Annotated in this window: 9 protein-coding genes; 7 read left to right on the top strand and 2 right to left on the bottom strand. The window is 34.7% G+C overall.

What is annotated here, in order from left to right:
- Positions 1 to 26: 26 nt before the first annotated feature.
- Together msrB and FFWV33_RS13985 are read right to left on the bottom strand one after the other, a co-directional pair.
- On the bottom strand, positions 27 to 422 hold the full coding sequence (gene msrB / locus FFWV33_RS13990) for a peptide-methionine (R)-S-oxide reductase MsrB (RefSeq protein WP_108741488.1): 396 nt from the start codon (positions 420 to 422) through the stop codon (positions 27 to 29).
- A 56-nt stretch (positions 423 to 478) separates the two neighbouring features.
- Positions 479 to 1,555 carry a sensor histidine kinase gene (locus tag FFWV33_RS13985; protein ID WP_108741487.1) on the bottom strand — a complete coding sequence of 359 codons (1,077 nt, stop codon included), beginning with the start codon at positions 1,553 to 1,555 and terminating at the stop codon, positions 479 to 481.
- Between the two features lie 459 nt (positions 1,556 to 2,014).
- Here FFWV33_RS13985 and FFWV33_RS13980 point away from each other — a divergent pair, with 459 nt between their 5' ends.
- From FFWV33_RS13980 to FFWV33_RS13950, 7 genes are all read left to right on the top strand, one after another.
- Entirely contained in the window at positions 2,015 to 3,430 is a 1,416-nt protein-coding gene (locus tag FFWV33_RS13980) for a glycogen synthase (protein WP_108741486.1), read from the top strand.
- Positions 3,431 to 3,434: 4 nt separating this feature from the next.
- Positions 3,435 to 4,715, top strand: coding sequence for a glucose-1-phosphate adenylyltransferase (locus FFWV33_RS13975; protein WP_108741485.1), 1,281 nt, complete (start codon positions 3,435 to 3,437; stop codon positions 4,713 to 4,715).
- A 69-nt stretch (positions 4,716 to 4,784) separates the two neighbouring features.
- Positions 4,785 to 6,719 (top strand): maltotransferase domain-containing protein, encoded by a 1,935-nt coding sequence (locus FFWV33_RS13970; protein ID WP_108741484.1) that lies wholly within the window; start codon positions 4,785 to 4,787, stop codon positions 6,717 to 6,719.
- Positions 6,720 to 6,782: 63 nt separating this feature from the next.
- Positions 6,783 to 8,690 carry a 1,4-alpha-glucan branching protein GlgB gene (gene glgB, locus FFWV33_RS13965; RefSeq protein ID WP_108742561.1) on the top strand — a complete coding sequence of 636 codons (1,908 nt, stop codon included), beginning with the start codon at positions 6,783 to 6,785 and terminating at the stop codon, positions 8,688 to 8,690.
- Positions 8,691 to 8,889: 199 nt separating this feature from the next.
- Entirely contained in the window at positions 8,890 to 11,289 is a 2,400-nt protein-coding gene (locus FFWV33_RS13960; RefSeq protein WP_108741483.1) for a glycoside hydrolase family 31 protein, read from the top strand.
- A gap of 35 nt (positions 11,290 to 11,324) precedes the next feature.
- Positions 11,325 to 12,140, top strand: a complete 816-nt coding sequence (locus tag FFWV33_RS13955) for a M48 family metallopeptidase (RefSeq protein WP_108741482.1) — start codon at positions 11,325 to 11,327, stop codon at positions 12,138 to 12,140.
- A gap of 96 nt (positions 12,141 to 12,236) precedes the next feature.
- Positions 12,237 to 13,562, top strand: a complete 1,326-nt coding sequence (locus tag FFWV33_RS13950) for an MFS transporter (protein ID WP_108741481.1) — start codon at positions 12,237 to 12,239, stop codon at positions 13,560 to 13,562.
- Positions 13,563 to 13,770: the final 208 nt, after the last annotated feature.

Below are 13,770 nucleotides of genomic sequence, written 5' to 3'. Positions count from 1 at the left end.
GTTGGAGTTTTTTTTTGCTTTATATTTTACTCTTCTACTTTAAAATCAATGGACAACGAATTCACACAAAAACGTTCTCCCGTTGGTGTAGGACCGTCATTAAATACATGTCCTAAGTGCCCACCGCAGTTGGCACAAACAACCTCTGTTCGAATCATGCCGTGAGTTTTATCTAATACATTTTTTACTTTCCCTGGGATTGCTTCGTCAAAAGATGGCCATCCGCAATGTGCATCAAATTTTGAATTACTTTCAAATAGTTGCTCTCCACAGGCGCCACAACAATACACACCTTTTTCGTAATGCATATTATAAGCTCCCGTATGTGGGTATTCTGTCCCTTTTTCACGTAATATTCTAAAACGCTCAGCACCTAGTTGATCTTTCCATTCGCTTTCAGATTTTTCTACTTTATAACTCATGTGATGTTTTTTTTTAAAATTCGTATTCTTTTAATTGGGAAAATAGCAGGATAAAATTAATTTTTTATAGGAAGGGAAAAATAGAACGTTGCACCTTCATTAATTTTACTTTTCAAGCCAATTGTTCCTTGATGTAAATTTACAATTTGTTTTGCAATTGCCAAACCAAGTCCGGTGCTACTTTCTCCCGCGGTCGGTTGTGTACTTGATTTTTGAAAATACATAAATAATTCACCTTGCTCTTTTTCAGGAATTCCTTTCCCTTGGTCTTTGACTTCGGTAACCAAATAATTATTTTCAGCTAGTACTCGAACAGAAATGGTACTTCCTGAGGGAGAATATTTAATGGCATTCGATAATAAATTTCCGGTGACTTGACCTAAATAATGAGCATCATAAGACATTGTAACCGAATCTATGGTACTTTCAAACTCGATGTGAATATTCTTATTGTGTGCCAAGATGTTATTGTATTCCACTTGTTTCTTGATGAATTCAATATAATCGAGCTCTTGTACTTTCAAGTCAATTTTACCCGATTCGATTACCGAAACATTCAGCAAATTCTTCAGTACAGACATGCTATTAGTACTCAACGTTTTTATAACTTCAAGTCCTTCGCTTACTTCTACAATATGGTTTTCAGCGCAGCTTTCTATAAGTAAGTCAGAAAAACTTTGAATCATACCGATTGGATTTGCCAAATCATGTGCTGCTATACCTATAAATTTGTTTTTCTCAGTGTTTAATTGCAATAACTTTCGGTTCACTTCGCTAAGTCGTCTGTCCTTTTGTTTTAAGTTAAACATAAGTACTCCAATAATTAAAAATAAGGAAAAACGAACCCCAGTATTCCAAATCGGGAAGAAGTAATGAGAAAAGGAAACTACAGTATATTCAGAATAGCACCAAGATCCAGCTGATAAAGTAGCACAAAAAATAACATCTATTTTGGCAGTTTTTTGTTGAACTGACAGTAAAACGATAGGAATTACATAAAATAAGGAAAAAGCCATCTCTACACCTGTACATATATCTAGAAAACCAATCAAACAAATTAGTACAACCGACAAAATTATTCCTGACAACCGGCTATAGTAGAACAATGACTGTACTTTACTTAGAATAGACATACAAGGTAGTATTTAAAACATTTATAATCGAGTAAAAATAGTTTATTTTTAAAGATATCAATTTAAGCAAGTCCATTTTATATCATATTTTTTTCAAATCTTAATTTGAGTATAGTGAATACTTTTATGATTTCTTATATCTGCCAATTACTAAGGGATAAAGTCATATTTGAAACTACGTTCCTATTTGCTTTGTATTATTAATTTGATAGTAGGGACAATTAACTAACTATTTACTAGGTTTTACAACTGTTACTTCAACTTACAAGCCCAAATTACTAGGATTACCACTAATCTCTAACGATTTATTAAATTTTTGATTATTGCTCAAGCTCCTTGTTTTTTTACTATTTTTATTAAAAGTTAAATTCATTTATTCAGGAATTTATACTATTTTCGAAAAGGTAAAATGTTAATCACAATAGCTTTGTTAGCCACTAGTTTATAAAGAGGATTTAGATGAAGATTATTCACCTTACTGCAGAATGTTATCCAGTTGCCAAAGTAGGTGGCTTGGGTGATGTCGTTGATTCCTTGGCTAAAACACAACAGCAAAAAGGAGAAGACGTTCAAGTAGTACTACCTTATTATAGTACACCATTTACTTCCGAAAATGAATTTGTGATACTTTACCATGGCCAGGTACAACTTGGTCAATTTAATTTTCCATTTACAGTTTGCAAGGAACGGGACAACTCTTTAGGATTTGAACTGATTTTGATTTCGATACCTGACTTATTCGATAGAGATGCTATATACGGTTATGAGGACGATATTGAACGGTTTATGTCATTCCAAAAAGCATTTTTGCAATGGATTAATAGCCTAGATACACAACCAGACATAATTCATTGTCATGATCATCACACGGCTCTTGTGCCATTTATGATGTATAATGGCATTGAGTTCAACAAAATAAGAGATTTACCTACGGTACTTACTATTCATAATGCATTGTATCAAGGACAGTTTGGTTTTGATAAATTACATTACTTCCCAACTTATGATTTATCCAAAACCAACTTGCTAGAGTGGGGTGGAAGAATCAATTCGATTGCAGTTGGTTTACGATCTGCTCGAGTAATTACAACCGTTTCACCAACTTATTTGAACGAAATTAATGAGCATGGATATGGGCTAGAACATTTGTTCAGAGAGGTTCGTTACAAATCAAAGGGAATCCTAAATGGTATCGATGATGTTTTATGGAATCCTGCTACAGATCCAGTTATTGCAGCTACATATAATTATGAAAATTTCGACATTGGTAAAAGTATCAATAAGGAGAAACTTTGTGAAATGTATAATTTCGATGTTAATAAACCATTAATAAGCTTCATAGGTCGCCTCTTTGAAGAGAAAGGTGCTGATTTATTATGCGATTTTATAAAAAAAATACAACAAGAAAACGCTGATAAATTTAATATTCTTATCTTGGGGACAGGTAATAAAGCTATCGAACAAGAACTAATGGCTTTGTTGATTGATTATCAGAGGTTTTATAAATGTTTCATTGGTTTTAATGAAAATTTAGCACACCAAATTTATGCGGGTTCTGACTTTTTATTAATGCCATCACGCACAGAATCTTGTGGTTTGAATCAAATGTATGCATACCGATATGGTTCAATACCAATAGTACGTAGAACAGGAGGATTGAAGGATACTGTAACCGATAGTATGGAAAATGGGCTAGGGATTTGTTTTGAAAAAGCCGAAGTAGAGGATATTGAAGTAGCTATCGAAAGAGCTATTTTATTATTCGAAAATAAAATACAATTACATACTATAAGAAAAGCGGGAATGCAATTAGATCATTCCTGGAACAAGGCATATCAAGAATATTTAAAAATTTACAACTTAATAACAAAGTAAAAAGATGAAAGCGAAAAGAAAAAATGTGATTGCGATTATTCTAGGAGGTGGGCAAGGTTCAAGGTTATACCCTTTGACTGAGTCAAGGTCAAAACCGGCAGTACCAATTGGAGGAAAGTATAGATTAGTCGATATTCCCATTTCAAACTGTATGAATTCAGATATTTATAGGATGTTTGTCTTGACACAATTTAATTCTGCTTCATTAAATGCGCATATTAAAAACACATATGTTTTCAGTGCTTTTAGTCAAGCCTTCGTAGATATTCTTGCTGCAGAACAAACTCCTGACAATCCAACTTGGTTTCAAGGTACTGCGGATGCTGTAAGACAGTGTATGCCACATTTTTTAAATCATGATTTTGATTACGCTTTAATTTTATCTGGTGATCAATTGTACCAAATGGATCTAAATGAAATGATTGAAGAGCACATTCGTAAAGATGCAGAAATTTCTATTGCAACCTTACCGGTGAATGCTAAAGACGCATCAGATTTCGGAATCTTAAAAACAAATAGTGACAGTTTTATCGAGTCCTTTATTGAAAAACCAGTTCAGTCTTTATTAACTGATTGGTCTTCTGAAGTAAGTGACGAGATGAAAGCTGAAGGTAAACTATATTTGGCCTCAATGGGAATTTACATTTTCAACAAAGACCTTTTAGTTGACCTGATGAATGACCCAGAAACGAAAGATTTCGGAAAAGAAATTATTCCGCAGTCTGTTTCTACTAGAAAAGTACTGAGCTACCAATATGAAGGATATTGGACAGATATTGGTAATATTGATTCTTTCTTTGAAGCTAATATCGGCTTGACAGATGATGTGCCTAAATTTAATTTGTTTGATAACGATAATAAAATTTTCACAAGACCAAGATTATTACCTCCGTCAAAATTCCAAAACACATTAATTGATCGATCTTTAATTTCTGAAGGTTGTATTTTAAATGCTAAAGAAATCACCAAGTCTGTAATCGGAATTCGATCTAGAATTGGTAAAGATACTGTCATTCAAAATTGCTATGTCATGGGTAACGACATCTATCAAAGCATTGAACAGATGGAGAAAGATCTAAGCAATGACAAAATCTTAATGGGAATTGGTGAAAGATGTTTTATAAAAAATGCACTTATTGATAAAAACTGTCGCATTGGTAACGATGTCGAAATTATTGGTGGTGATCAATTAGAAAATTCAACTAATGAACTTTATTCTGTAAAAGAAGGGATTGTAGTAATTAAAAAAGGAGTTACAATTCCGGATAATTACGTAATCAAATAAGAACTTAACCAATCGTATAAAACTCGATAGTTATAAATATTAAATTTAGAAAAGAGATACATTTAAAAGATGCAGAATCAAACCCGAATTGTAATAGAAAATGTTTTACCACAATTAGATAGTGGCGCTTTTCCGGTAAAGCGAATAGTTGGTCAACCTGTACACGTTACTGCCGCAGTTTTCTCAGACGGACACGATGTTATTGAAGTTTGTGTAAAATACAAGCATGAAGACGAAACAAATTGGAGCGAAGTTAGAATGACGCCTACCGTAAATGATGAATGGTTTGCTGATTTTAAAGTTGAAAAACAAGGTACCTACAGCTATTTTGTGGAAGGTTGGGTAGACTATGCTTTAAATTGGCAACATGGTACAGATCGAAAAATCCAAGACAACCAATACGTAAAATCAGAATTACTTGAAGGTGCAGAATATGTACACGCTTTACTCGAGGTAGCCACGCATGATGAGAGAGGCTACTTAGGTCATTTGGAATATCTGTTGAAAACAGAGTCAGAATACGACCAAGCTATTCCTGAGGTTACATCAGCTCGATTAACGGAGATATTCAAAAAATACCCTACTCGTTTACTAGCCAATCAATCATTGGTATTGGAGGTTTATGTAGACCGTAAAAAAGCACTATTTAGTACTTGGTATGAATTTTTTCCTAGATCAGCTTCAGAGCATGATGGTCAACATGGTACATTCAAAGACTGTGAACGATTATTGCCTAGAGTAGCGCAAATGGGATTTGATACTTTGTATTTTCCACCAATTCACCCAATTGGGGAGGTAAATAGAAAAGGAAAAAATAATGCAACTTCTGCAGAGCACGGTGATGTAGGTTCTCCATGGGGAATTGGATCTGAAAAAGGAGGGCACAAATCTACACATCCAGAATTGGGTTCTATTGACGATTTTAAATCGCTAGTAAAAAAAGCACAAGACTGGGGAATTGAAGTAGCAATGGATTATGCCTTGCAAGCAGCACCAGATCACCCGTATGTAAAAGATTTTCCGCAATGGTTCAAATGGAGACCAGATGGAACGGTACAATATGCTGAAAATCCGCCTAAAAAATACCAAGATATTCAACCCATTTATTTTGAAAGTTCCGACTGGAAAAATCTTTGGAAGGAACTATTAGACGTTGCTTTATTTTGGATTGAAGATTGTAACATAAAGATCTTTCGTGTTGACAATCCGCACACTAAGCCTTTCTACTTCTGGGGATGGTTGATAGGTGAAATCAAAAAGAAACATCCAGATGTTTTGTTTTTGGCTGAAGCTTTTACACGTCCAAAAATAATGAATGAACTGGCCAAGCAAGGATTTAGCCAATCCTATACTTATTTTACTTGGAGAAACTCTAAACATGAGCTAACTGAGTATGTAAGCGAATTGACCCAATCTGAGCAAAAAGAATTTTATCGTCCTAATTTCTGGCCTAATACACCTGATATTAATCCTTTTGCTTTGCAAAGTGGTAACGAATCGACTCATTTACAAAAGTATTTCTTAGCGGCAACTCTAAGTTCAAGTGTTGGTATCTACGGTCCTGTTTTTGAGTACCGTGTGTGCGAACCGATGGCTGCTGGAAAAGAGGAGTATCTGAACTCTGAAAAATATCAAGTATACAAGTGGGATTGGACGATCGAGAATAAAATCACACGTTTGATTACCAAGATAAATGGTATTCGAAAAGAACAAGCTTCATTACAACAGACCAATAATATTGTTTTTTGTGATACTAATAATGATAATCTAATTGCGTATTACAAATTTGATGATGATTTGAACAACAAAACTTTGATGATCGTTAATCTGGATGCTCATAACACGCAAACAGGAATGGTGCGGTTGCCAATTGAGAAATTGGGAGTCAATCCAATTCGAATCGTGGACTTAATCACTGGAAACAGTTATCTATGGGACAGAGAATGGAATTATGTCGAAGTGAGTCCTGATCTACCCTTTCATTTGTTTAAAATTCAGCAATAAACAAGTCTATTACTAACGGAACATTGCAGAAAAATAGCAATGTTTAAGAAAATAAACCAAAAAATGAATAAAGTACAAACGTATTCTCTTTTTACCGATTTTGATATCGATTTGTTTAAAGCTGGAAAGCATTTCAGATTGTATGAAAAATTAGGTGCGCATCTTATTGAAGTAGACGGAGTAAAAGGCGTTTATTTCGCTGTTTGGGCTCCAACTGCCCGCACGGTTTCCGTTGTTGGTGATTTCAATTACTGGATTCAAGGAGAACACCAACTTGAAGTAAGATGGGATTCGTCAGGAATTTGGGAAGGTTTTATCCCGAATGTCGAAAAAGGAGCAACTTACAAATATAAAATTCAATCCGATAATGGTGGGATTATCACAGAAAAAGCAGATCCATTTGCTTTTTACTGCGAAAAACCACCACATACTGCTTCTGTAGTTTGGGATTTGGATTATAAATGGAAAGATTCCAAATGGATGAAAAACAGGAAAGACCACAATAGTCTTGACAAACCTTTCTCTGTGTATGAAGTGCATTTGGGTTCATGGAAAAGACATGGCGAAGAAAATCGTTTTCTAACCTATTTAGAATTTGCAGAAGATTTAGTACAGTACGTTAAAGAAACAGGATTTACACATGTAGAATTCATGCCAGTGATGGAATATCCGTATGATCCTTCATGGGGATATCAATTGGTAGGGTATTTTGCACCTACATCACGTTTTGGTAATCCGCAAGAGTTTATGGTTTTGGTAGATAAATTACACCAAGCTGGTATTGGAGTAATTTTAGACTGGGTACCTTCTCATTTTCCTGATGATGCCCATGGTCTTGGATTTTTCGATGGATCAAATTTATATGAACATCCAGATCGAAGAAAAGGGTACCACCCAGATTGGAAAAGCTTAGTTTTTAATTACGGACGAAATGAAGTTCGTTCTTTTTTAATCAGTAATGCCATTTTTTGGTTACAACATTACCATGTTGATTCCTTACGTGTAGATGCAGTTGCGTCTATGCTTTACCTAGATTACTCACGTGAAGAAGGGCAGTGGGAGCCGAATGAATTTGGTGGAAGAGAAAATTTAGATACCATTAGTTTTCTAAAAGAATTTAACGAAGCGGTTTATTCTAATTTTGAAGGTGTTCAAACTATTGCCGAAGAAAGTACTTCGTTCCCAATGGTTTCTAGACCAACTTTTGTTGGAGGATTAGGATTTGGAATGAAATGGATGATGGGTTGGATGCACGATACTTTAGAATATTTCAAAAAAGAAACGGTGTATAGAAAGTACCATCAGAATGAATTGACTTTTTCGATGACTTATGCTTTTACTGAGAATTTTATGCTCCCATTATCACATGATGAAGTGGTGTATGGAAAGCATTCGATAGCAGGAAGAATGCCTGGTGATGAATGGCAAAAATTTGCTAATTTACGCCTTTTGTATAGTTATATGTTCACCCATCCAGGATCAAAATTACTGTTTATGGGTTGTGAATTTGGTCAAAGTGCGGAGTGGAATTTCCAAGAGAGTTTGGATTGGCATTTATTGCAGTATCCATTACACGAAGGAGTCAAGAAGACCATTACAGCTTTGAATAAGTTATACAGAACAGAACCTGCTTTGCACGAAAAGCAATTTAGTCCAGAAGGTTTTGAATGGATCAATTACTCAGATTATCAAAATGCAGTAATGTCATTTATTCGAAAAGGAAACAATCCTAAAGACAATGTAATCGTAATTTGCAATTTCACACAAGTGGTGAGAGAAGACTATCGCATAGGAATACCTCATAAAGGAAAATTACAAGAAATTTTTAATAGTGACGATGTAATTTATGGTGGAAGTGGAGTAATAAGTCCTGATAAAATTACTATCGAGTCATCACCATATGACGGAAGAGATTTTTCTGTAGCGATCACATTACCTCCTTTAAGTGTAGTAGCATTTAAGATTGTGTAATATAAAAGAATAATTTTAGTAGCATAATTGCTAATTGAATCCATCTTTAATACGACTCAAAAATTAATATCATATCACAATTTATTTGCATCGAATAAAAAGTGATATGATATTTTTGTTTTATATTTAGTATAATAAAACCAAACCATTTCAGACCTTATGGAACTGCTCACAAGGCAATTCTTTAAAAAAAACCATCATGATTACAAATACTGAACTCGAATACAAAGGCGATTTATATCCCTCAAAAATAGTCTCTTATGAACAGGAGGTTGATTCTGTTTATTTTTATACTAGCAATAGTGTTATTTTAAAAGTTACTATCTTGCGAGATAGTATGTTGCGATTTCGCTACACCACAAAGGGGTATTTTAGTAACGATTTCTCGTATGCCATTGATCAAAATCATTCGCATGGATACAATTTTTTAGAGGTCGATGAAAAGGAGACGATGTATCAAATTCGAACTAGCAAAGTAATTTGTAACATTCAAAAATCGGATTTACGTATAGCCATTTTGGATATTGATGGAAAAGTCATTTTAGAAGATGAACTTGGATTTCACTGGGAAGAGAGTTATGAGTTTGGTGGAAATATTGTCAAAATGAGTAAAACTTCTCGTGATGGGGAAAGTTTTTACGGTCTAGGTGACAAGGCAACTCAACTGAATTTGAAAGGAAAACGAGTCGAAAACTTTGCTACCGATCAGTATGCCTTTCAAAAAGAACAAGACCCTTTATACAAAGTAGTCCCATTTTATATTGGATTGCAAAACAAACAAGCTTACGGTATTTTTTTCGATAATACCTTTCGAACCACTTTTGATTTTTGTCATGACCGCCGTAATGTTGCTAGTTTCTGGGCAGATGGTGGCGAAATGAATTACTATTTTATCTACGGTCCCAAAATGAAGGATGTAGTAATATCTTATACTGATTTAACAGGAAAACCCGAACTCCCACCTTTATGGACTTTGGGTTATCATCAATGCAAGTGGAGTTATTATCCTGAAAGTAATGTAAAAGAAATAACAGCCAAATTTAGAGCCTTAAAAATTCCCTGCGATGCCATTTATTTAGATATCGATTATATGGATGGTTTTAGGTGTTTTACTTGGGACAAAAATCATTTTCCTGATCCAAAACGAATGGTAGCTGAGTTAGCCGCAGATGGTTTCAAAACTATTGTGATCATTGACCCTGGAATTAAAGTTGACAAGGAATATGCCATTTACAAAGAAGCATTGGATAAAGATTATTTTTGCAAACGTGCAGATGGACCTTATATGAAAGGAAAAGTGTGGCCAGGAGAATGTAATTTCCCTGACTATACCAACCCCGAAGTTCGCGAATGGTGGGCAGGATTGTTCAAAGAATTGGTTGCTGATATTGGTGTAAAAGGAGTTTGGAATGATATGAATGAACCGGCAGTAATGGAGGTTCCAAATAAGACATTCCCAAATGATGTACGCCATAATTATGACGGAAATCCTTGTAGCCACAGGAAAGCACATAATGTTTATGGTACACAAATGGCTCGTGCAACTTATCACGGAGTTAAAAAATTCGCGTATCCAAAGCGTCCATTCGTGATTACCCGATCAGCTTACTCGGGTGCGCAACGCTATACATCATCATGGACAGGTGATAATGTAGCCACTTGGGAACACCTTTGGATCGCCAACATTCAAGTGCAACGAATGAATATTTCGGGTATGGGATTTACAGGGTCAGATATTGGGGGTTTTGCAGAACAGCCAACTGGTGAGTTGTATGCTCGCTGGATTCAGTTAGGGGTTTTTCACCCTTTTTGTAGAACACATTCTTCTGGAGATCACGGCCATCAAGAACCTTGGGCATTTGATGAAGAAGTTACAGATATAAGTCGAAAATTCATAAACCTTCGATACCAATTGTTACCTTATTTATATACCATGTTTTGGCAGTATATCGAATATGGTATTCCGATGTTGAAACCTTTAGTCTACTTTGATCAAGAAGATATTCAGACACATTATCGAAATGATGAATTTATTTTTGGAAATCAAATTTTGGTTTGCCCGATATTAGAGCCGAACGCATTAGGTCGAAGAATGTATGTTCCTAGAGGCCAATGGTACAACTATTGGACAAATTTGATGTTTAAAGGAGGGAAAGAAATGTGGGTTGACACAAAATTTGACGAAATTCCGGTATTTGTGAAGGCAGGAGCAGTAATTCCAAAATATCCAGTGCAACAATATGTAGGCGAATTAGACTTTGATGAATTGACTTTGGATTTATATTATAAAGAAGGAACTGAAAAATCGGTTGTGTATGAAGATGCACAAGATGGCTACGATTACAAAAAAGGAAGATATAGCTTTCTATCCTTTCAAGTAACTGGAAAAAAGAACGAATTAATAATTCAATTACATAAGGATGGTAAATTTGACACTTCCTATTCCAACTACAAAATCAACTTTATAGGATTACCATTTGAAGTGAAAACGGTGGAGATTAACAATGAAAAGTTTGATTTCGATAAAAAAACATTTGATAACGTTAATTTTTTGGTGGTTGAAAAGGAATTTAGAGTGCTACATATCATAGGAGTTTAGTATTTATTCTTATTTTTGTTAAAAATTAAAGAAATATGAAAAAGAATATAGTAATGAGTGTTTGTGCAGTTGGAATGTTATTTTCATGCGCAACTAACCCACTAACAGGAAAGAAGACTTTGAATTTTGTATCGAATGATGCTTTATTCCCAACTTCATTTCAACAATACGGTACATTTCTACAAGAAAATAAAGTAGTTTCAGGAACAACAGATGCAAAAAAAGTAGAATCAGTTGGGATGAAAATCAAAGCTGCAGCCGAAAAATACTTGGCTTCATTGGGGCAAACGGAATATTTAAAAGGATATGCATGGGAATACAAATTGGTTGATAGCCCAGATGTAAATGCTTGGTGTATGCCAGGAGGAAAGATTGTTGTTTATACAGGAATTTTACCAATTACCAAAACAGATGCTGGTTTAGCAACTGTAATGGGTCATGAGGTATCACACGCCTTAGCAAATCACGGTGCGCAACGTATGAGTGTTTCTCAAATTCAAGAATATGTTGGAATGGGATTGGCCGTTGCTACATCAGGAAAAAGTGCAGAAACGCAACAAGCCTTCAGTACCGCTTACGGTTTAGGATCGCAATATGGTGTTACTCTTCCTTTTAGTAGAAGTAACGAAACTGAAGCAGATAAAATTGGATTGACATTAATGGCAATAGCAGGATACAATCCCGAAGAAGCAATTGCTTTTTGGACAAGAATGTCTGCAAATTCTAATGGAGCAGCACAACCAGAATTCATGAGTACGCACCCGTCTGACGCTACAAGAATTGCCAATTTGAAAGCAATGGTACCAGAAGCGAAAGCAACTGCAGCAAAATTTGGAGTTATTTACAAATAATCTCCAAAATTGAAATAATTTTCAAAAGAGAAGTTTATTCTATTGGATAGACTTCTCTTTTTTTATGAAACAGAATTTTAACTCGCAAACGGAAGTATGGAAACATTAAGAAAAGGAGACAAAAAATTATTGAATGCATGGGCTTTTTATGATTGGGCCAATTCAGCTTACCCCTTGGTGGTTAGTTCTGCTATATTTCCTATTTTTTACAATGCCTTATTTGATGATGACAATCCATATTTGGATGTTTTTGGCTTTCATTTCAAAAACTCTGCCTTGATAAGTTTTGTAACTGCATTGGGTTTTTTGGTAGTAGCTTTCATTTCGCCATTTCTTTCAGGAATAGCCGATTATGTAGGGAATAAAAAAGCTTTCATGCAGTTCTTTTGTTATTTAGGAGCATTTTCATGCATTGGATTGTATTGGTTTAGCTTAGAAAATATCTATTTTGGGTTGTTATTTTACTTTTTGGGATTGATAGGATTTTGGGGTAGTTTGGTTTTTTATAATTCCTATCTACCGGATATTGCTTTTGAAGAACAACAAGACGCCATAAGTGCTAAGGGGTATTCGATGGGATATTTAGGAAGTGTCTTGTTGCTTATTGTCAATTTGGCTATGGTGATGAAACCAACTTTATTTGGTATTAGTGGTACGCCGGGAGAGGCTGCTATGAAAGCTATGAGGTATTCTTTTATCACGGTGGGTATTTGGTGGCTTTTGTTTAGTCAATATACTTACCTTTATTTACCTAAAGGAAATCACAAGGTTAAAGAAAAAATAACAAAAGCGGTTTTATTCAACGGATTTAATGAACTAAAAAAAGTTTGGGCTTTATTGCAACAAAATAAGATACTGAAAGGTTATTTGGGTAGTTTTTTTGTTTACAGTATGGCTGTGCAAACGGTAATGCTTATTGCAACTTATTTTGGAGCACAAGAAATTGAATGGAAAACAGAGAGTGATAGCACCACAGGATTGATTATTTGTATTTTGGTGATTCAGTTAGTGGCTATTTTAGGAGCTTTTATTACATCAAAATCATCTGCAAAATATGGTAACATACCTACTTTGATTGTTATCAATTCGATCTGGTTATTGTTATGTATTTCAGCTTACTTCATCACACAACCGGGTACTTTCTATTTTATGGCTGGAATTGTTGGTTTGGTAATGGGAGGGATACAGTCCTTATCACGTTCTACATACTCCAAATTATTACCTGAAACAGAAGATACAGCTTCCTTTTTTAGTTTTTATGATGTAGCCGAAAAAATCGGAATTGTAATAGGAATGGTAGTTTATGGTTTAATTGATCAAATCACAGGTAGTCCAAGATTGGCTATGGTATTCTTGGCTTTGTTCTTTGCGATTGGAATCGTTTTACTACGAAAAATTCCAAAGAAGGATTCTGTGTTATAGTGTATTCGAAAAGTATAGCCTCATTTTTAGTACACAAAAAATTCCTTTACGCAATTTGAAGGCACTGTGGCACAAAGATTGATTTTTAACTACTAATCAGTGATGTTTACAATGGCTACTGATTGATTTTCAGTGTAATAAAATTTTTTATCTAATATTTTTGTCATAGCGTGTATTAACTCTATGACAAAATGACTTAATTATATAT

Origin of the sequence: Flavobacterium faecale (genome assembly GCF_003076455.1) — a bacterium.
Lineage (GTDB): Bacteria > Bacteroidota > Bacteroidia > Flavobacteriales > Flavobacteriaceae > Flavobacterium > Flavobacterium faecale.
This window is presented reverse-complemented; position numbering and strand designations above follow the sequence as displayed.